The 20916-nt window shown below is 64.3% G+C and carries 16 protein-coding genes; 4 read left to right on the top strand and 12 right to left on the bottom strand.

The features are described from left to right. Positions 1-11: 11 nt before the first annotated feature. Positions 12-1424 carry a glucuronate isomerase gene (gene uxaC / locus FJW04_RS03890; protein WP_181172865.1) on the bottom strand — a complete coding sequence of 471 codons (1413 nt, stop codon included), beginning with the start codon at positions 1422-1424 and terminating at the stop codon, positions 12-14. A 150-nt stretch (positions 1425-1574) separates the two neighbouring features. Between uxaC and FJW04_RS03885 the strand changes: the two genes are divergently transcribed. Beyond that, positions 1575-3083: a mannitol dehydrogenase family protein gene (locus FJW04_RS03885; RefSeq protein ID WP_140712425.1), complete on the top strand. Its 1509-nt coding sequence runs from the start codon at positions 1575-1577 to the stop codon at positions 3081-3083. 168 nt (positions 3084-3251) lie between these two features. On the opposite strand, the gene FJW04_RS03880 is transcribed toward FJW04_RS03885, so the two are convergent. The 8 genes from FJW04_RS03880 to FJW04_RS03840 form a co-directional block, all read right to left on the bottom strand. Beyond that, positions 3252-3659, bottom strand: coding sequence for a F0F1 ATP synthase subunit epsilon (locus FJW04_RS03880; protein WP_015315174.1), 408 nt, complete (start codon positions 3657-3659; stop codon positions 3252-3254). Between the two features lie 111 nt (positions 3660-3770). Then, a complete protein-coding gene (gene atpD, locus FJW04_RS03875) occupies positions 3771-5366 on the bottom strand; it encodes a F0F1 ATP synthase subunit beta (RefSeq protein ID WP_181172864.1) in 1596 nt (531 codons plus the stop codon). 70 nt (positions 5367-5436) lie between these two features. Continuing rightward, a complete protein-coding gene (locus FJW04_RS03865) occupies positions 5437-6321 on the bottom strand; it encodes a F0F1 ATP synthase subunit gamma (RefSeq protein ID WP_140616579.1) in 885 nt (294 codons plus the stop codon). A gap of 46 nt (positions 6322-6367) precedes the next feature. Next, positions 6368-7897, bottom strand: coding sequence for a F0F1 ATP synthase subunit alpha (gene atpA / locus FJW04_RS03860; protein ID WP_015315171.1), 1530 nt, complete (start codon positions 7895-7897; stop codon positions 6368-6370). Beyond that, on the bottom strand, positions 7897-8457 hold the full coding sequence (locus FJW04_RS03855; RefSeq protein ID WP_140712423.1) for a F0F1 ATP synthase subunit delta: 561 nt from the start codon (positions 8455-8457) through the stop codon (positions 7897-7899). Before FJW04_RS03855 ends, atpA begins: the two co-directional genes overlap by 1 nt. Before the next feature lie 246 nt (positions 8458-8703). Next, a complete protein-coding gene (locus FJW04_RS03850) occupies positions 8704-9099 on the bottom strand; it encodes a DUF4345 family protein (RefSeq protein ID WP_127275645.1) in 396 nt (131 codons plus the stop codon). Positions 9100-9194: 95 nt separating this feature from the next. Then, a complete protein-coding gene (locus FJW04_RS03845; protein ID WP_015315168.1) occupies positions 9195-9890 on the bottom strand; it encodes an aspartate/glutamate racemase family protein in 696 nt (231 codons plus the stop codon). A 49-nt stretch (positions 9891-9939) separates the two neighbouring features. Next, positions 9940-12123 carry a primosomal protein N' gene (locus tag FJW04_RS03840; protein ID WP_140712421.1) on the bottom strand — a complete coding sequence of 728 codons (2184 nt, stop codon included), beginning with the start codon at positions 12121-12123 and terminating at the stop codon, positions 9940-9942. Between the two features lie 90 nt (positions 12124-12213). On the opposite strand from FJW04_RS03840, the gene fsa reads away from it, so the two are divergent. Next, positions 12214-12870, top strand: a complete 657-nt coding sequence (gene fsa, locus FJW04_RS03835; RefSeq protein WP_015315164.1) for a fructose-6-phosphate aldolase — start codon at positions 12214-12216, stop codon at positions 12868-12870. 60 nt (positions 12871-12930) lie between these two features. Here fsa and FJW04_RS03830 read toward each other — a convergent pair whose 3' ends face one another. The 3 genes from FJW04_RS03830 to leuS all read right to left on the bottom strand — a co-directional run bounded on the left by FJW04_RS03830 (position 12931) and on the right by leuS (position 18871). After that, positions 12931-15405, bottom strand: a complete 2475-nt coding sequence (locus FJW04_RS03830) for a DNA translocase FtsK (protein WP_140712419.1) — start codon at positions 15403-15405, stop codon at positions 12931-12933. Between the two features lie 276 nt (positions 15406-15681). Further along, on the bottom strand, positions 15682-16260 hold the full coding sequence (locus FJW04_RS03825) for an LPS assembly lipoprotein LptE (RefSeq protein ID WP_015315162.1): 579 nt from the start codon (positions 16258-16260) through the stop codon (positions 15682-15684). After that, positions 16247-18871 (bottom strand): leucine--tRNA ligase, encoded by a 2625-nt coding sequence (gene leuS, locus FJW04_RS03820; RefSeq protein WP_140712417.1) that lies wholly within the window; start codon positions 18869-18871, stop codon positions 16247-16249. Before leuS ends, FJW04_RS03825 begins: the two co-directional genes overlap by 14 nt. A 153-nt stretch (positions 18872-19024) precedes the next feature. On the opposite strand from leuS, the gene FJW04_RS03815 reads away from it, so the two are divergent. Together FJW04_RS03815 and FJW04_RS03810 are read left to right on the top strand one after the other, a co-directional pair. Beyond that, positions 19025-19687 carry a YggS family pyridoxal phosphate-dependent enzyme gene (locus FJW04_RS03815; protein WP_140712415.1) on the top strand — a complete coding sequence of 221 codons (663 nt, stop codon included), beginning with the start codon at positions 19025-19027 and terminating at the stop codon, positions 19685-19687. A gap of 128 nt (positions 19688-19815) precedes the next feature. Continuing rightward, positions 19816-20865 carry an aldo/keto reductase gene (locus FJW04_RS03810; protein ID WP_140712413.1) on the top strand — a complete coding sequence of 350 codons (1050 nt, stop codon included), beginning with the start codon at positions 19816-19818 and terminating at the stop codon, positions 20863-20865. Positions 20866-20916: the final 51 nt, after the last annotated feature.

Below are 20916 nucleotides of genomic sequence, written 5' to 3'. Positions count from 1 at the left end.
AAACGCCCGGCTCAGAGCCGGTACGCATTCTTGGCAAGCGTGTAGGCAAGCTCCTTCGCGAGTTCATGCGCCTCGTCCTCACGCAGCCTGTGCTCGGCGACGAGACGCGCCAGGAACGCACAGTCGACCCGCCGCGCCACGTCGTGGCGGGCCGGTATCGACGGAAAGGCGCGCGTGTCGTCGTTGAAGCCGACCGTGTTGTAGAAGCCGGCGGTCTCGGTGGTCATCTCGCGGAACCGGCGCATGCCTTCCGGGCTGTCGTGGAACCACCAGGCCGGCCCGAGCTTCAGCGCTGGATAGACGCCGGCCAGCGGCGCCAGTTCGCGCGCGTAGCTGGTTTCATCCAGCGTGAACAGGATGACGGTCAGGTCGCGCTCCAGCCCGACGCAGTCCAGTAATGGCTTCAATGCGGTCACATAGTCGGTCCGGGTCGGGATATCGAAACCCTTGTCCCTGCCGAATTTCTGGAAAGCGGAAGCCGAATGATTGCGCATGGAGCCGGGATGGATCTGCATGACCAGCCCGTCGTCCCGGCTCATCTTGGCCATCTCGGTCAGCATCTGCGCGCGAAACAATTTTCGCTCGCGCTCATCCTGCGAGCCGGCGCGAACCCGGTTGAACAGCTCCTGCGCCGCCGCATCGGAAAGATTGGCGGTCTCCGCCGTGGGATGACCGTGATCCGACGAAGTAGCGCCGAAGCTCTTGAAAAAGGCGCGCCGCTGGCGATGTGCGTCGAGATAACCGGCCCAGGTCCCGGTGTCGCAGCCGGTGATCTCGCCGAGCCGATCGAGATTGGCCGAAAAGCCTTCGAATTCGGGATCGACGACGGCGTCCGGCCGATAGGCGGTGACGACACGGCCCTCCCAGCCGCTGTCGCGGATCATCTGGTGCCATTTGAGATCGTCGAGCGCGCCTTCGGTGGTCGCGATGACCTCGATGTTGAAGCGCTCGAACAGCGCGCGAGGGCGGAAGTTCTCCCACTGCAGCAGCGTTGCGATCGTATCGTAGTGGCGGTCGGCGGTCGCGGCGCTCAACGGCTCTTCGATGCCGAACAGATGCGCAAGGACATGGTCGAACCACAACCGGGTCGGCGTGCCGCGGAAGAGATAATAGTGTTCGGCGAACAGCCGCCAGATAGCTCTGCCGTCGGTCTCGACGGGCGCACCATCAAGGGTCGGCACGCCGAGAGCCTCCAGCCGCACGCCCTGACTGAACAGCATGCGAAAAATATAGTGGTCCGGCACGATGAGCAGTTGCGCGGGATCGGGGAACGGCTCGTTCAGCGCATACCAGCGCGGGTCGGTATGGCCGTGCGGGCTGATGATGGGCAGGTCCTTGATGCCGGCATAGAGAGCGCGGGCGATCGAGAGCGGACGCGCCTCGGCTGAAAACAGCAAATCCGCATTGGTCAGTCCCACGGCCATCCTCCGGCTCCATGGGTAGGATCGGTCAGAAATAATGTCAACATACAAAAATCAGATTGTTGTATGATGACTCCTAGGCAAAGCAGAGCATTGTCGGCGGACGCCGTCAGTGTTACCCCGCAAACCGTTCCACGAGATGAGTGCCCACCGATGACAGACCGCCGCCTTTCCAACCGCACGGCGCAGGCATTGCCGGCCAAGGTCGCCGCGCCTCGATATGATCGTGGCGCAATCACGCCGGGCATCGTGCATCTGGGCGTCGGCGCCTTTCACCGCGCCCACCAGGCCGCTTATATCGATGAATGCCTGGCGGCCGGAGAAACGGACTGGGGCATATCAGGCGTGTCGCTGCGCAGCGCGGAAACGCGCGACGCGCTGGCGCCGCAGGACGGGCTCTACACCTTGGCTGTGCGCGGCAGCGGCGGCGAGAAGCTGCATGTCATCGGCTCGATCGGCTCGCTGCTGGTGGCGCCGGAAGACCCGGAAGCGGTGCTGGCGGTGCTGGCCGATCCGCGTACCCGCATCGTGACGCTGACGATCACCGAGAAAGCCTATTTGCGGGCGGCCGGCGGCGGATTGGACGCAGCGCATGCCGACATCGTCCACGACCTGGCCAATCCGCGAACACCGAAGACGGCGCATGGTTTTCTGACCGAAGCGCTCGCCCGGAGGCGGGGCGCTGGCACCCCGCCCTTTACCGTGCTTTGTTGCGATAACCTGCCGGCCAACGGCGCCACCTTGCACCGGCTGCTGATCGAATTCGCCACGCTGCGCGATGGCAGTGCCAGTTCGGCGGGCAATGCCGGAATGGCCGACCACATCGCCAGTCACGTCGCATTTCCCTCAAGCATGGTCGACCGCATTGTGCCAGCCACGACCGACGCCGACAGGGCGCGGATAGCGGGCGAACTTGGTATTGAGGACGCCTGGCCCGTGATGACGGAACCCTTCCGCCAGTGGGTGATCGAGGACGATTTCCCCATGGGCCGTCCCACCTGGGAAAAATTCGGCGTCACCATGGTTGGGGATGTCGCTCCCTTCGAGGACATGAAGCTGAGGCTGCTCAACGGCGCGCATTCGGGCATCGCCTATCTCGGCCTGCTCTGCGGCCACGCGACGGTCGACAGTGCCTTCGCCGATCCGGCGATCCGGCGGTTCGTCGACGCGCTATGGCAAGAGGCCATAACAACATTGCCGGACGATGCCGGCCTCGACCCATCAGCCTATACCGCCGAGCTTGCCGAGCGTTTTTCGAACACGGCACTTGCCCACCGCACGGCGCAGATCGCCAATGACGGCAGCCAGAAACTGCCGCAGCGCATTATCGCCTCGGCTGTCGAGTGCCTCGAAGCCGGCACCGAGCTGGTCCATCTCACGCTGGTGGTGGCTGCCTGGATCGCCGCCTGCGCGGCGCGCGGAAAGACGTTGCCGGAAGGCCATTTCACCGATCCGCTCGATGCGCCGATGACCGCGCTTTTGGACCAGCAGCTGCCGGCGAACGAAACCGCGACGGCGGTGTTTGACATGGCCGGCTTCGCCCGGGATCACGCCGAGCGCCAGACGCTGATCGAACTCGTGGCCGTCCATCTCGTCCACCTGCGACGAGACGGTCCGACGCTGGCCTTCGCCGCGCTCGGCATAGAAGCCGAAGGACAGTAATGCGCGAGCGGTACAGAACCTTGATGTCGGCGGCGCAGAGCCCCCTCTGTCCTGCCGATGTCGCGCAACTCCGGCACCGCCGCCACATCAACTCTCACGCCATAATGTCCCGACAAACAAAAAAGCGGGGCAATGCCCCGCTTTCAATCCGTTGTCCCGCGACGCGTTTCAGGCCGGCAGGATCGCGCCTTCCAGCGTGGTGAGCTGGCTAAGGAATTGTTCGGCCTTGCTGCGCGCCTGGTCGTCCTTGGCGTCGGCAGCATCTTCCCTGGCTTCCTGGATGCGGCGGGCGAGATCGGCGCGGTCGACATCCTTCACCGCGACAGCCGATTCCGCCAGCAGCGTGCAGCCGGCCGGGACGATGTCGGCGAAGCCGCCGAACACGACATAGCGTTCTTCGCTGCCCGAGGCGCTCTTCACCGTGACGACACCCGGCTTGATCGTGGTCATGACCGGTGCGTGATGAGCCATGACGGTCATCTCGCCTTCGGCGCCTGGAATAACGACGGATTCGACCTCGGCGGAAACCAGCAGGCGTTCCGGGGAAACCAGTTCGAACTTGAAAGCTTCAGCCATGTCAATTTAGTGAGTAGGGAATAGTGAGTAGGAAGTAGGGCGAGAGACAACTATCCGACTCGCCCAGCTGCTATTCACTACTGACTACTGACTACTCCCTATTCGCTTTATTTACGCCGCTTCTGCCGCGAGGCGCTGTGCCTTCTCGACCGCTTCCTCGATGCCGCCGACCATGTAGAAGGCGGCTTCCGGCAGGTGGTCGTAATCGCCGTTGCAAAGGCCCTTGAAGCCCTTGATGGTGTCGGCGAGGTCGACCAGCTTGCCCGGCGCGCCGGTGAACACTTCGGCGACGAAGAAGGGCTGCGACAGGAAGCGCTCGATCTTGCGGGCGCGGGCCACGGTCTGCTTGTCCTCTTCCGAGAGCTCGTCCATGCCCAGGATGGCGATGATGTCCTGCAGCGACTTGTAGCGCTGGAGGATCGACTGCACCTGGCGGGCGACGCCATAATGCTCGTCGCCGACGACCAGCGGGTCGAGCATGCGCGAGGTCGAGTCCAGCGGATCGACGGCCGGATAGATGCCCTTCTCGGCGATCGAACGGTTGAGGGTCGTCGTCGCGTCAAGGTGAGCGAACGAGGTCGCCGGCGCCGGATCGGTCAAGTCGTCGGCCGGCACGTAGATCGCCTGCACCGAGGTGATCGAGCCCTTGGTGGTGGTGGTGATGCGTTCCTGCAGCGCGCCCATGTCGGTGGCGAGCGTCGGCTGGTAGCCCACGGCCGACGGGATGCGGCCGAGCAGAGCCGACACTTCGGAACCCGCCTGCGTGAAGCGGAAGATGTTGTCGACGAAGAACAGCACGTCCTGGCCCTGGTCGCGGAAATATTCGGCGACCGTCAGGCCGGTCAGGCCGACACGGGCGCGCGCGCCCGGCGGCTCGTTCATCTGGCCGTACACCAGCGCTGCCTTGGAGCCTTCACCGCCGCCCTTCTTGTTGACGCCGGATTCGATGAACTCGTGATAGAGATCGTTGCCTTCGCGGGTGCGCTCGCCGACGCCGGCGAACACCGAATAGCCGCCATGTGCCTTCGCGATGTTGTTGATCAGTTCCTGGATCAGCACGGTCTTGCCGACGCCGGCGCCGCCGAACAGGCCGATCTTGCCGCCCTTGGCGTAAGGCGCCAAGAGGTCGAGCACCTTGATGCCGGTGATCAGGATCTGGGCTTCCGTCGACTGCTCGACATAGGTCGGAGCCGGCTGATGGATCGAGCGCATTTCGATTGCGTCGACCGGGCCTTCTTCGTCGACCGGCTCGCCGATGACGTTGATGATGCGGCCGAGCATGCCCGGGCCGACCGGCACGGTGATCGGAGCGCCGGTGTCGCGCACTTCCTGGCCGCGCACCAGGCCTTCGGTGGAGTCCATCGCGATGCAGCGCACGGTGTTTTCACCCAGATGCTGGGCCACTTCGAGCACCAGGCGGTTGCCGACATTGGTCGTCTCGAGCGCATTCAGGATCGCCGGCAGGTGATCGCCGAACTGCACGTCGACAACGGCGCCGATGACCTGGCGAACCTTGCCGACAACGCCGGTGGCTTTCGTGGCCACGGCCTGCGTCTTGGCGGCCACGGCCTTGGCCGGCGCCGCTGCTGCCTTGGCCGGAGCAGCCTTTGCCGCCGCTGCCGGAGCCCTGGCCGCTTTCACGGGGGCTGCTGCCTTGGCGGCTGCCGCCTTCGGAGTTGCCTTCTGGGGGGTCGCTGCTTTCGCCATCGTCTTTACCCTTTTCGTCCTTTGTTTCTCACGCGGTCCGGTTCGCGGGACAGTCACCCGCGGACCGCGCCTAGAGCGCCTCGGCGCCCGAAATGATTTCGATCAGTTCCTTGGTGATCTGCGCCTGCCGCTGGCGGTTGTAGGTGATCGACAGCTTGTTGATCATCTCGCCGGCGTTGCGCGTCGCATTGTCCATGGCGCTCATCTTGGCGCCCATTTCGCCGGCAGCGTTTTCGAGCAGCGCCCGGAAAACCTGCACGGAGATGTTGCGCGGGATGAGGTCGGAGAGGATTTCGCCCGGCTCCGGCTCATATTCATAGACGGCGCTGCCGCCATCCACCGCCGCGGCTGGAGCCGAAGCGGCGCTGGCCGGGATGATCTGCTGCGCGGTCGGGATCTGGCTGATCACCGACCTGAACTGCGAATAGAACAGCGTGCAGATGTCGAAGGCGCCCTCGTTGAAGAGATGGATGACCTTCTTGGCGATCGCGTCGGCATTGACGAAGCCGAGCGTCTTGACCTCGCGCAGATCGACACGGTCGATGATCATCGATGCATAGTCGCGGCGCAGGATGTCGAAGCCCTTCTTGCCGACGCAGATGATCTTGACCTGCTTGCCGTCGGCCAGAAGCCGGCGGATGTGATCGCGGGCAAGACGGGCGATCTGCGAATTGAAGCCGCCGCACAGGCCGCGCTCGGCGGTGCAGACCACGAGCAGATGCACGGCGTCCTTGCCGGTGCCCGTCATCAGCGCCGGGGCATCGCCGCCACCGCCGATCGCCTGGGTGATGTTGGCCAGCACGGAACCCATGCGCTCCGAATAGGGGCGCGCCGCTTCCGCCGCCTCTTGCGCACGGCGCAGCTTCGCCGCGGCGACCATCTGCATCGCCTTGGTGATCTTCTGCGTCGCCTTGACCGAGGCGATACGGTTACGAAGGTCTTTTAATGAAGGCATGCTTCAAACCTGATCCCGTCTTGTCTCATCCGGACTGGCGCTTCGCTTAGGCGAAGGTCTTGGCGAAGGCGTCGATCTCGGCCTTGAGCTTGGCGCGCAGATCGTCCGAAAGCGCCTTTTCCTTGCGGATGGCGTCGAGAACGTCCTTGCCCGCCGCACGCATGTGGCTGAGCAGGCCGTGCTCGAACTTGCCGACCTGGTTGACCGGCAGCTTGTCGAGATAGCCGTTGACGCCGGCAAAGATCACCGCGACCTGCTCTTCCGTCTTCAGCGGCGAGAACTGCGGCTGCTTCAGGAGTTCGGTCAGGCGCGATCCGCGGTTGAGCAGGCGCTGCGTGGCGGCGTCGAGATCCGAGCCGAACTGCGCGAAGGCAGCCATTTCGCGGTACTGCGCGAGCTCGCCCTTGATCGAGCCGGCGACCTGCTTCATCGCCTTGATCTGCGCGGCCGAGCCCACGCGGCTGACCGACAGGCCGACGTTGACGGCCGGACGGATGCCCTGGAAGAACAGGTTGGTTTCGAGGAAGATCTGGCCGTCGGTGATCGAGATCACGTTGGTCGGGATATAGGCCGACACGTCGTTGGCCTGCGTCTCGATGATCGGCAGGGCGGTCAGCGATCCGCCGCCCAGATCGTCGTTGAGCTTGGCAGCGCGCTCGAGCAGGCGCGAGTGCAGGTAGAAGACGTCGCCGGGATAGGCTTCGCGGCCCGGCGGGCGGCGCAGCAACAGCGACATCTGGCGATAGGCGACAGCCTGCTTCGACAGATCGTCATAGCTGATCAGCGCATGCATGCCGTTGTCGCGGAAATATTCGCCCATGGTGCAGCCGGCGAACGGCGCCAGGAACTGCATCGGCGCCGGGTCGGAAGCGGTGGCGGCGATGATGATCGAGTATTCGAGCGCGCCGCGCTCTTCCAGAACCTTGACGAACTGCGCGACGGTCGAACGCTTCTGGCCGACGGCGACGTAGACGCAGTAGAGCTTTTCCTTTTCCGGGCCGTTGTCGTGCACCGACTTCTGGTTGAGCATTGTGTCGAGGATGATGGCGGTCTTGCCGGTCTGGCGGTCACCGATGACCAGCTCGCGCTGGCCGCGGCCGACCGGGATCAGCGCGTCGATGGCCTTGAGGCCGGTCGACATCGGCTCGTTGACCGATTTGCGCGGAATGATGCCCGGCGCCTTGACGTCGACACGCTTGCGTTCGGTCGCCTTGATCGGGCCCTTGCCGTCGATCGGGTTGCCGAGCGCGTCGACGACGCGGCCGAGCAGGCCGGGGCCGACGGGAACGTCGACGATGGCGCCGGTGCGCTTGACGATGTCGCCTTCCTTGATGTCGCGGTCGGCACCGAAGATGACGACGCCGACATTGTCGGCTTCGAGGTTGAGCGCCATGCCGCGGATGCCGCCGGGGAACTCGACCATTTCGCCGGCCTGCACATTGTCGAGGCCATAGACGCGGGCGATACCGTCACCGACGGACAGCACCTGTCCGACTTCGGAGACCTCGGCCTCCTTGCCGAAATTCTTGATCTGGTCTTTCAGAATTGCGGAAATTTCCGCGGCGCGGATGTCCATCAGCCGACCTCTTTCAGTGCAAGCTTGAGCGAATTGAGTTTGGTTTTGAGCGACGTATCGATCTGGCGCGAGCCCATCTTGACCACCAGCCCGCCGAGCAGCGACGGATCGACGGTGACGGAAATGGTCACGTCCTTGCCGGCAACGCCCTTCAGCGCCGCCTTGAGTTCGGTCTGCTGGGCTGCGGTCAGCTCATGAGCCGACGTCACCTCTGCGGCAGCCTCGCCACGGTGTTCAGCGGCGATCTGGCGGAACGCCTTGATCATGCCGGGCACCGCGAACAGGCGGCGGTTCTTGGCGACGACGCGCAGGAAATTGCCGGTCAGGCCGGTGATGCCGGCCTTGTCGGCGATCGCGCCGATGGCCTTGGCCTGGTCCTCGCTGGAGAATACCGGGCTGTTGATCAGCCGGGTCAGGTCGGCACTGCCCGCGAGCATGGCCTCGAAACTGGTGAGGTCGGCCTCGACCTTGGCCACGGAATTTGCCTGCGATGCCAGTTCGAACAGCGAACCGGCATAGCGTTCTGCGACACCTGAGATTGGCGATGACGATTGAGCCACGGACCGTCTTTTCTCTTGTCTGACAGGCCGCAGATTGTTGGCGCGAGCAAAAACTCTGGCTAAATCTTTGACCTTACTGCATTTTTTCAAGCACGGAGGCGCGGCTTCCGCTATCCCCGGCCGAAAGTCGATTGCCGTCTAGCACAGGCATTTTAAGACCGCAATGCGTCGTTCCGCATGGTTTTCAGGCACTATTGTCGCATCCGGCGAAAGATCAGCGTCCTGCGCGCCTGAATACCCCAGGATTCAGGGCACAAAGCCGAAGGCAAAGGCGAGCGGCAAGGCCGCGAGCGCCAATTCCACCACAATGGAAACCCAATTGAAAGGTGTATTGGCGCCATCCGACATCATCGACAGCAGCCGGCCGAAGGCGGTGAACAGCCACGAAAATCCGAGCGCCATGTAGACCAGCGGCTGCGCGAGCAGGATGCAGCACAGGCCGACTCCGAGATAAAAGCCCGACATGCGGCCGCGCCCCTCGGCGATCGCCGCCGCCTTCTCGGGTTTCGCCTGCAGGCGCAGGATACGGAACGCCAGCCCCGGCGCCAGGAAAAACAGAAGACCGAGCAGCACTGTGAAGACCGCGCTCGACCAGGCCAGCCATTCGCCCTGGCTCGTCGGCCATGGAAGCGCAAAATCCATCGTGTCCCTCGAAATGCCTGTTTTGAAAATCGCTGACATTCTAGCGAAGGAAAGAACCGGCGCCAGATGGCTTCAGCCACTTTAGGAGACGCGCATCAACCGAGTGCGAATTCCACCGCCGCCCCGGCATGGATGCGCGTCGTGTCGAAAACCGGGATGTCGAAATCATCCTGGCCGATGAGCATGGTGATCTCGGTGCAGCCCATGATCAGGCTGTCGGCGGCTTCGTCGCGGCGCAAGCGGTTTGCCTCGGCGACATAGGCCGCCTTCGAGGCTTCGGTGACGATGCCCTGACAGAGTTCCTCGTAGATAACGCGATGCACCATGTCGCGCCCGGCCGAATCCGGCACCACTGGCGACAGGCCATATTTGTCGGCGAGCCGGCCCTTGTAGAAGTCCTGCTCCATGGTGAACCGCGTTGCCAGCAGCGCCGGCCGCCGCAGGCCGGCCTGCCTGACCGTGGCCGCGGTGGCGTCGGCGATATGGATCAGCGGGATCGACACAGCCGCCTGCACCTGGTCGGCCAGTCTGTGCATGGTGTTGGTGCACAGAAGCAGGCCCTCCGCACCGCCGGCCTCAAGTTTGTGCGCGGCATCGATCAGCAGCGCACCGGCACCGTCCCAGTCGCCATCATGCTGCCGTTCGGCGATCTCGGCGAAATCGAACGACCAGAGCAGCAGCTTCGCCGAATGCAGACCGCCCAGCCGCTCACGCACGATCTCGTTGAGCAGGCGGTAGTAGATGGCGGTCGATTCCCAGCTCATACCGCCGAGCAGGCCTAAGGTTTTCATGAGATCTTCCGTTTCTCTCGTCGAGGCAGCTGTAGCTGAATTTGTGTTCCTACAAAAAGCTCTGCGGGTCGATGTCGACTTGCACCCGAACCGAGCCGCGCTGTTTCGGCCCGTTGGCCAGCATGGTGCGGATGAACCCCTGCATGTCGGCGCGCCGTTCGCCCTGGATCAGCAGGCGGAAGCGATGACGACCGCCGAGCAACGATAATGGCGCTTCCGCCGGCCCGAGCACGAACAGATCCGGCGCCTCCGGTGCGGAGCGGCGCAGGCCGCGTGCATGGCCTTCCGCTTCCGCCCGCGTCACCGCGCTGACGATGACGCCTGCCAGCCGGCCGAAGGGCGGCAAGGCAGCGCGTTCGCGCTCTGAAATCTCGCGCTGGTAGAAAGACTCGGCATCGCCGGAGACGATCGCCCGCATCACCGGATGGTCGGGCTGGAAGGTCTGCAGCAGGCCAAGGCTCTTCTTGCCGGTGCGGCCGGCACGGCCGGTCACCTGGCTGAGCAGCTGGAAGGTGCGCTCGGCGGCGCGCGGATCGCCATTGGCAAGGCCCAGATCGGCATCGACGACGCCGACCAGCGTCATGTTCGGGAAATTATGACCCTTGGCGACCAGTTGCGTGCCGATGACGATATCGGCCTCGCCGTTGGCGATAGCCTCCAGTTCCAGCCGCAACCGTCGTACACCCCCCATTATATCCGACGACAGCACGATGGTACGCGCGTCCGGGAAATGCGTGACGACCTCTTCGGCGATGCGCTCGACCCCCGGCCCGCAAGCGACCAGGTGGTCGAGCGTGCCGCATTCGGGGCAGGCTTCCGGACGGCGCTCATTGTGACCGCAATGATGACACACCAACTGGCCGCGAAAGCGGTGCTCGACCAGCCAGGCCGAGCACACCGGGCAGCCGAAACGGTGGCCGCAGACCCGGCACAGCGTCAGCGGCGCATAGCCGCGCCGGTTGAGGAACAGCAGCGACTGTTCCTGCTTCTCCAGCGTCTTGCGCATATGGTCGATCAGCACCGGCGACAGGAAGCCGCCACGGGCCGGCGGCGCGCGGCGCATGTCGATCGACTTGAGATCGGGAAGTGCCGCCTCGGCGAAGCGGGCGGAAAGAACAGCCCTGGCATAGCGGCCCTGGCTTGCGTTGACCCGGCTCTCGACCGACGGCGTCGCCGACGCCAGCACCACCGGAAAGCTGCCAATATGCCCGCGCACGACAGCCATGTCGCGCGCATTGTAGAAGACACGGTCTTCCTGCTTGTAGGCCGGGTCGTGCTCCTCGTCGACCACGATCAGGCCAAGTTCCTTGAACGGCAGGAACAGCGCCGAGCGTGCGCCGGCGACGACACGCACGCCCCCTTCCGCCACTTGCCGCCAGACTTTTTCGCGCATCCTGGGCGGCAGATCGGAATGCCATTCCCCCGGCTTGGCACCGAAGCGCTGCTGGAAGCGTTCGAGGAAAGCATGGGTCAGCGCGATTTCGGGCAGCAGGATCAGCACCTGTTTTCCCTGATCGAGCGCGGCCGCCACCGCCTCGAAATAGACCTCCGTCTTGCCGGACCCGGTGACGCCGTCGAGCAGCGCTACATTGAACGCACCGGCCGCGACATTGGCGCGCAGCATCGACGCGGCGTCGTTCTGGTCCGGCATCAGATCCGGCACGGCATAGCTTGGGTCGGGTGCGGCCACCACCGGGCGCGGCGGGATCATCACCGTTTCGAACACGCCTTGCGCTTTCAGCCCCTCGATCACCGTCGCCGACACGCCGGCGGCGTGCGCCAGCCCCGAGCGCGTCCAGGCCAGCCCTCCTTCGGCCGTCTCCAGCACCCGCGTCCTCGCATCCGTCATCCGATCCGGCATGACGAGCGTCCGCTGCAGCCCTTCGATCCAAGGTTCGGGATCGAAAGCTTCCGGCGCACGCAACAGCATTCGCGCCACCATGCCCGGCGCCGACAGCGTGTATTGCGCCACCCAGTCGACGAAGCGGCGCATGGCGCGGTCGATCGGCGGACAGTCGAAAACCTGTTCGATCGGGCGCAATTTCCTGGCATCGACCTGCTCGATCACGCCGTCCCAGACGATACCCGCGACCTGGCGCGGCCCGAGCGGCACGCGCACGATCGAACCCGGCACCACCCGCATGCCGGCCGGCACGGCATAGGTGTAGGGGCGTTCGGCCGGCATCGGCACCAGCACCGGTGCGGCTGCGGCAAAGGGCGAATCTTCGATCATGAGGCGTGACCTTGCCCCGACTTTGCTCTAGATCAAAGGGCAACGCTGAACGTGCCTTCGCAGGCACCACGAAATCGTCAGGAGACCGCCATGAAATTTTTTGCCGACACAGCCGATATCAAGGAAATCCGTGAACTGATCGATCTGGGGTTGCTCGACGGCGTCACCACCAACCCGTCGCTGATCCTGAAATCGGGCGGCAAAATCGCCGAGGTCACCAAGCAGATCTGCGACATCGTCGAAGGCCCGGTTTCCGCGGAAGTCGTGGCGACCGAATACAAGCAGATGATGGCCGAGGCCGAGGTGTTGGCCAAGATCGCGCCGAATGTCGCCATCAAGGTGCCGTTGACGCTGGACGGATTGAAGGCCTGCAAGACGATCCGCACCGAGATGAACCGCATGGTCAACGTCACGCTGTGCTTCTCGGCCAACCAGGCGCTGCTCGCCGCCAAGGCAGGCGCCTCCTTCATCTCGCCCTTCGTCGGCCGCATCGACGATACCGGTTCTGACGGCATGGAAGTGATCCAGGAGATCCGTCAGATCTACGACAATTACGATTTCCAGACCGAGATCCTGACCGCTTCCGTGCGCACAGTGAACCACGTGAAGCAGGCGGCGCTCATCGGCGCCGATATCGTCACCGCGCCACCCGCGACCCTGAAGGCGCTGGTCAATCACCCGCTGACCGACAAGGGCCTTGCCGCCTTCCTCGCCGACTGGGCAAAGACCGGCCAGAAAATCGGCTGAGCGAGCTTATGCCCGATACGAAAAAAGGCCGGGCAACCGGCCTTTTTTATGCGTTGCGGATCAAGGGGCCGATCGATCCGTGCCGTCATCCCCAGGGATGGTTACCGGTGGGCGCTTGCCCGCCATGATCTCGCGCTTGCCGACATGGTTCGGTGCGCCGACCAGACCCTCCTTCTCCATCCGCTCGACCAGTGAAGCGGCGCGGTTGTAGCCGATGCCAAGGCGGCGCTGGATGTAGGACGTCGAACATTTCTTGTCGCGCAACACCACCTTGACCGCCTCGTCATAGCTGGAATCGCCGTCCTCGGCGGCAACGGCTCCCTTGTCGAAGACCGCTCCCTGGTCGTCTTCCTCTTCCTCTTCATCCTCGTCGGCCGTTACGGTCTCCAGATATTCGGGGCGGCCCTGCGCCTTCAGATGCGCCACGACATGCTCGACCTCGGCGTCGGACACAAAGGGGCCGTGCACGCGGGCGATGCGCCCGCCGCCCATCATGTGCAGCATGTCGCCCTGGCCGAGCAGCTGCTCGGCACCCTGCTCGCCCAAAATGGTGCGGCTGTCGATCTTGGAGGTGACCTGGAAGGAGATGCGGGTCGGGAAGTTGGCCTTGATCGTGCCGGTGATCACGTCGACTGAAGGCCGCTGCGTTGCCATGATCAGGTGGATCCCGGCGGCGCGCGCCATCTGCGCCAGGCGCTGGATGGCGCCTTCGATCTCCTTGCCGGCGACCATCATCAGGTCGGCCATCTCGTCGACGATGACGACGATGTAGGGCATCGGCGCGAGGTCGATCTCCTGCTGTTCGAACAGCGGCTCGCCGGTGCCCTTCTCGAAGCCGGCCTGCACGGTCATGACGACCGTCTCGCCCTTGTCGCGGGCAGTGGCGGCGCGCTCATTGTAGCCGTCGATGTTGCGCACGCCGAGCCGCGCCATCTTGCGATAGCGGTCTTCCATCTCGCGCACCGCCCATTTGAGCGCGGTAACCGCCTTCTTGGGATCGGTGACGACGGGCGTCAGAAGGTGCGGGATACCGTCGTAAACTGACAGCTCGAGCATCTTCGGGTCGACCATGATCAGCCGGCATTCTTCCGGCTTCAACCGGTAGAGCAGCGACAGGATCATGGTGTTGATGGCGACCGACTTGCCGGACCCGGTGGTGCCGGCGACGAGCAGATGCGGCATTTTCGCCAGCTCGGCGATGACAGGTTCGCCGCCGATCGTCTTGCCAAGGCAAAGCGCCAGCTTGCAGCTGGTCTTGCGGAAGCCCTGCGATTCGATCAGTTCACGGAAATAGACGGTCTCGCGTGTCTCGTTCGGCAGCTCGATGCCGATGACGTTACGGCCGGGCACCACGGCGACGCGCGCCGAGACCGCCGACATGGAGCGGGCGATATCGTCGGCAAGACCAATCACGCGGGAGGATTTGACGCCCGGCGCCGGCTCGAACTCATAGAGGGTAACGACCGGGCCGGGGCGAACATGGATGATTTCGCCGCGCACGCCGAAATCCTCCAGCACGCTTTCCAGGAGATCGGCATTCTGCTCAAGCCGCTCCTGCGACATGTAGAAGCCCTGCCCTTCCGGCGGCTGCTGCAGCAGCTCCTCCGAGGGAAGCGCGTAGCCTTCGCCCGTCACCGGCTGCACAACCTTTCCGGCCATGGGCAGCGACGGCGAACGCACGGCGGGAACGGTTTCCTCCACGCGTTGCAAAAGTGGCGCCGGGGCGGCGCTGGCTGCGGCAGGCGCCGTCGCGGCCGTTGTCCGACCCAGCCGGGCGGCTCTGCCCGCCGGGACGGCCGGCTCGACCACCACCTTGTTGGAGTTGGCCGGAAAGACGTCCGGCAGGGCAGGTGGAACCTGGCCAGGAAGGCATTCGATGACACGGAACAAGGCGGTGACATCGGCCACCGCCGGTCCGGAGACATCGGCCCGCGCGGTGGCAACCGGCGGAGCCGGGACCGGTGCACGCGGGACCGGGCTGACTTGGCGGGCCGGCGTCACGTCGACCAGAAGCGGCGCCAAGCCCTCGAAGAAGGCGTGATCCGAAAGATAGGGCCGCCGGGCTTTTTCAGCGGGGGCTGCTTTGACCGGCGCGCCATTCCCGCCAACGGGCGCCGGGCGCGTGGCCGCCCGTGCCGTTGCTGGCACCTTTAGAGCCGCCGGCGCAACGCCTTGCGCCATCTCCCCGCTACGCGCCGGCTGAGCGGGCCCGGCCGGTGCCGGTCCGCGATGCATGACGGCCCCAGGACCGACCTCCTGCGTCGGGAGCGCCTGCCGTGCGTCCTGCTCGGCAACGTCGTCCTGCGGTTGGCGGTGCTTTGGCTCATAGTCCGGCGTGCGTGTAAAACGCACATTGGGTGCAAGGAAAAAATACTCTTGCCAGGCCGGGCTTTCGGTGTCGCCACCATGCGGGAAAGAAGCGCCGGACTGGCGGACATCGACCTTGCCGCGCGGGCCGCCGGAACGCTCTCCTTGGGGGTCATCGGGCGCAGCTGTGTGCAACGAATTGATCCGAGAAAAACGCCTGGCTTCCATGCTCAAGACTCACTGTGAAACGACTGCCGAGCAATAGGGAGCGAGTGGTTAACAGTTGCTTCCCGTCAGCGTCGCTGGAGCGATCGAGACGCATCTTTCGCGGCGAAGCGCTGGGCTGGAAAGCGGGGCGAACCTTGGTCACGGGAAAAACCCGCGGACAGCATTCACATGGCGCCAAAAGCCCAGCTGCCGGCGCGTTTCCGTCGCCCGGACACAGGATCGGGACATCGAGAGAATGAAAGAGGGCGTTCGGCCCTCTTTGAGACGGCGAACGCGCTAGCTGGCCGCCTTGCCGTGCCGGGCCAGATCCTGGGCGATCGACAGCTGCAGGGCTTCAGCCAGTTCGCGCGCGGCGCGGTTCTCGGCGTCGATCTGCGCCCGGTAGGAGGCAAACTCCTGACGCGGCCTGTCGAAGGACGAGGTGATCGCCCGCTTGCCGACGGCGATCACCGCGCCGGTTTTCACATCGGTCAGCGTGTAGCCCGCGGTCAACGTCACCGAACCGGCGGTCGGCTCGTCCTGATCGGTTCCATTCTGTACCAGCGCCGAGGATTCAACGCCTTCGCTCACGCCGAGGTCGAGGGAATAAAGCGGCGAGGCGGGCTCGCCTGCGCCGCGCCCGAACCCGAAGATCAGATTGTTACGCACCTGCTGGGCATAGCGCGTCCGGACCGGCTTGACGGCGATCGATGCCATCTCGGCATTGGCGGTCGAGCCCGTCGACAACGGCGCGCTCGAATAGAGCGGCCGCACCTGACAGGCCGAAATGAGCGCCAGCGAACCGACGAGGCCGGCAAGCGCGATGCGGCGCAGCAGACGGCCCAGCTCTGTCTTTTCCCGATCAGGCAACGACATTGACGATCCTCTGCGGCACGATGATCACCTTGCGCGGAGCCTTACCTTCAAGTGCTTTCTGCACGAAGTCGAGAGCCAAGACCGCTTTTTCGACCGCACCTTGGTCCGCGTCGCGGGCAATTGTCAAATCCCCCCGCTTCTTGCCGTTGACCTGCACCGGATAGGTGACTTCGTTGTCGACGACCAGTGCCGGATCGAAGACCGGCCACGGCCGTTCGGCCACCAGATCGACGCCGCCCAGCGTCTCCCAGCACTCTTCGGCCAAGTGCGGCATCACGGGCGCGATCAGATGCACCATGATATCAATCGCCTCGCGGCAGGCGCTTTTCAGCGCCGGAACGGCCTTGCCTTCCGCCACTTCGTTAAGCGGGGCCGTCAGCACGTTGGCAAGTTCATAGATGCGAGCAATGGCGCGGTTGAAGGCGAGCTTCTCGATGTCTTCGCCAACCGCCTTCAGGATCTTGTGCGCGGCCTTGGAAACCGCCCCGGCCTCGCCATCATTGGCCGCCTCGGGCGCAACCCCTGCCAGCGTCTCGGCCGCCGTCGACACCAACCGCCAGATGCGCTGCATGAAGCGATGCGCGCCGGCGGCACCGTCGTCGGTCCACTCGACATCGCGCTCGGGCGGCGAATCCGACAGCATGAACCAGCGCGCCGTGTCGGCGCCGTAGCCATCGGTGATGTCTTCCGGGCTCACCGTGTTCTTCTTCGACTTCGACATCTTCTCGAGCGGGCCGATGGTGACCGCCTCGCCGGTGGCGACGTCGATGGCGCGGCGCTTGCCGTCGACGTCATCCAGACGAACCTCGGTCGGCGCCAGCCAGCGCCCATTTGACGCCGAGCCGACACGGTAGGTTTCGTGAACCACCATGCCTTGCGTGAACAGGCCTTTGAACGGCTCGGCCAGGGCAACATGGCCGGTCTCGCGCATGGCGCGGGTGAAGAAGCGCGAATAGAGCAGATGCAGGATCGCATGCTCGATGCCGCCGATATATTGGTCGACCGCCAGCCACTCGTTCGCTGCCTTGGGATCGGTCGGCTCATGCGCCCACGGCGCGGTGAAGCGGGCGAAATACCAGGACGAATCGACGAACGTGTCCATCGTGTCGGTTTCGCGCCGCGCGTCCTTGCCGCATTGCGGACACTTCACATGCCGCCAGGTCGGGTGACGGTCGAGCGGATTGCCTGGCCGGTCGAAATCGACATCGTCGGGCAGCTTGACCGGCAGATCGGCCTTCGGCACCGGCACCACACCGCAATCCTCGCAATGAATCATCGGGATCGGGCAGCCCCAGTAGCGCTGGCGCGAAATGCCCCAGTCGCGCAGGCGGAAATTCACCTTGCGCTCGGCCATTGGCCGGTTGCCGATGGTCTTTTGCTCCAGCAGCCTGGCGACTTCATCGAAAGCGCTGTCCGGCGTCATGCCGTCGAGGAACCGCGAATTGATCATCGCGCCATCGTCGACATAGGCCTCGTCGACGATCTGGAACGTCTTGGGATCGGCGCCGTCAGGCATCACCACCGGCACCACCGGCAGGCCGTATTTGTTGGCGAAGTCGAGGTCGCGCTGGTCATGCGCCGGACAGCCGAAGATGGCGCCGGTGCCGTACTCCATCAGCACGAAATTGGCGACGTAGACAGGCAGCGTCCAGCTGTCGTCGAAGGGATGGACGACGCGGATGCCGGTGTCGAAGCCCTTCTTCTCGGCCGTCTCGAGCGCCGCCACCGAAGTGCCCATATGGCGCACTTCGTCGATGAACTTCGCCAGGGCCGGATTGGTCTCCGCGGCCTTCTTGGCCAGCGGATGATCGGCGGCGATTGCCATGAACGAGGCGCCGAAAATGGTGTCCGGCCTTGTCGTGTAGACTTCCAGCTCATGCTCGCCGGCGATTTCCGAGGCCAGCGGCCAGCGGATCAGCAGGCCTTCCGAACGGCCGATCCAGTTCTGCTGCATCAGCTTCACTTTTTCGGGCCACTCGTCGAGACCGTCCAATGAATCCAGCAAATCCTGGGCAAAGTCGGTGATCTTGAAGAACCATTGCGTCAGCTCGCGCTGTTCAACTAGCGCACCGGAGCGCCAGCCGCGCCCGTCGATGACCTGCTCGTTGGCGAGCACCGTCATGTCCTCCGGATCCCAGTTGACCTTGGAGGATTTGCGCGTCACCAGCCCCTTCTCGACGAAGTCGAGGAACAGCATCTGCTGGCGGTGGTAGTAATCGACGTCGCAGGTGGCGAATTCGCGCGCCCAGTCCAGCGACAGGCCCATTACCTTGAGCTGCTCGCGCATGGCGGCGATGTTCTGGTAGGTCCATTCCTTGGGATGCACCTTGTTCTGCATCGCGGCGTTCTCAGCCGGCATGCCGAAGGCATCCCAGCCCATCGGATGCAGCACGTTGAAACCCTTGGCGCGCTTGTAGCGGGCCACCACGTCGCCCATCGTGTAATTGCGGGTATGGCCGATATGGATGCGCCCCGACGGATAGGGGAACATTTCCAGCACGTAGTATTTCGGACGCGGATCGTCATTGTGCGCTTCGAAAAGCTTCTTCTCGGCCCAGACCTTCTGCCATTTGGGTTCTGACGCGCGCGGGTTGTATCGTTCGGTTGCCATGGGACGTTTTTCACTTAAAAGCATACGGACTGCGGGCAAGAGCCCGGCAGTTCATGAAATGTGGTCCGGGTGTTCACCATGGTTTGGCAAACCCGTCAACCATATGGGCACCGCGGCTGACAAAAACGCGGGTCAAAACAGCGGGATTTGCATATGGGCGACACCGTTCAGCAGTTTTTCGCGGTCAAGGCGAAGATCGCCGCCGCCGAGCGGGAGGCCGGCCGTAAAGCCGGCGCGGTGACGCTGGTGGCAGTCTCCAAGACCTTCGACGCCGCCGACATAGGCCCGGTCATCGAGGCCGGCCAGCGCGTCTTCGGCGAAAACCGCGTGCAGGAAGCGCAAGGCAAATGGCCTGACCTGAAGGAAGCTTTCCCTGGCATCGAACTGCACCTGATCGGCCCGCTGCAGTCGAACAAGGCGAGGGAAGCGGTGGCGCTGTTCGAGGTCATCGAGACGGTCGACCGCGACAAGATCGCCGCGGAGCTCGCCAAGGAAATTGTCCGGCAAGGCCGTGCGCCAAAACTCTATGTCCAGGTGAACACCGGTTCCGAACCGCAGAAAGCCGGGATCGAACCGAGCGAGGCGGTCGCCTTCGTCAGACGCTGCCGGGAAGTGCACGGCCTCGGCATCGAAGGCCTGATGTGCATCCCGCCGGCGGACGAGAACCCCGGCCCCCACTTCGCCTTGTTGGAGAAACTCGGCAAGGAAGCCGGGGTCGCCAAACTGTCGATGGGCATGTCCGGCGACTTCGAGACCGCGATCGCCTTTGGCGCCACCAGCGTCAGGGTCGGTTCGGCGATTTTTGGAAGCCGGTAGTCCGAATTTCCAGCTTGCCGTGCATATCGCTGGGCCTGATCCACAAGCACCATTATACCAGTGCTTGAAACGAAACGTGCCGTTCCTATTTGCCTTGATGTCACCGCACATCCTCCTGGAGTCTCACGATGCGTTACAATCAGCTTGGAAACACGGGGCTATTCGTCTCCGAACTTTGCCTCGGCACCATGACCTTCGGCGCCGCCGGCCAGAACGCCCAATGGGGCCTGATCGCCAGCCTCGACCAGAAGGGCGTCAACGAGATCGTCGGCCGCTCGATCGCCGCCGGCGTCAACTTCTTCGACAAGGCCGACGTCTATTCCGTCGGCGAGTCCGAACGCCTGCTTGGTCAGTCGCTTAGGGATCTCGGTGTTACCCGGTCAAACGTGGTCATCGCCACCAAGGTCCACGGCGCCATGGGTGAGGGACCAAACCAGCGCGGCTCCTCGCGCGGCCATATCATGGATTCGGTCGACGCCAGCTTGGAGCGGCTGCAGCTCGACCATATCGATCTCTATCAGTTGCACGGCACCGATGCGGTGACGCCGATCGACGAGACGCTGCGGGCACTTGATGATCTCGTCTCCAGCGGAAAGGTCCGCTATGTCGGCGTCTCCAACTGGCAGGCTTGGCGCATCGCCAAGGCGCTCGGCATCGCCGACCGCAAGGGCTTTGCCCGCTTCGAGACCGTCCAGTCCTATTATTCGATCGCCGGCCGCGACCTCGAACGCGAGATCGTGCCGCTGATCAACGAGGAGAAGCTCGGCCTGATGGTGTGGTCGCCGATGGCTGGCGGGCTGCTGTCCGGCAAATATGGGCCCGGCGCGCCGGGCAATGGCGAGGGCCGCCGCGCGTCCTTCAACTTCCCGCCGGTCAACGAGGACCGCGCCTGGGCGGCGGTCGCCGTCATGCGGGAGGTCGCCGAGAAGCATGATGTCGGCGTCGCGACCGTGGCGCTCGGCTATGTCCTGGCCAAGCCTTTCGTGATGAGCGTGATCATCGGCGCCAGCCGCATGGACCAGCTCGAGCAGAACCTTGCCGCCACCAGCCTCAAGCTCGATGCCGACGATCTCGCCAGGCTTGACGAAGTGAGCGCACTACCCGCCGAATATCCCGGCTGGATGGTCGAACGCCAGGGCGCCGGCCGTCGTCCGGCGCCTTTCGTGCCGAAGGCATAGCGCGTACCGCTGGCAAGCCGGTCCTTCTACGCCGCGCGTCTCATCGACGCG

Source organism: Mesorhizobium sp. B2-7-3 (assembly GCF_006440715.1).
GTDB lineage: Bacteria > Pseudomonadota > Alphaproteobacteria > Rhizobiales > Rhizobiaceae > Mesorhizobium > Mesorhizobium australicum.
This window is presented reverse-complemented; position numbering and strand designations above follow the sequence as displayed.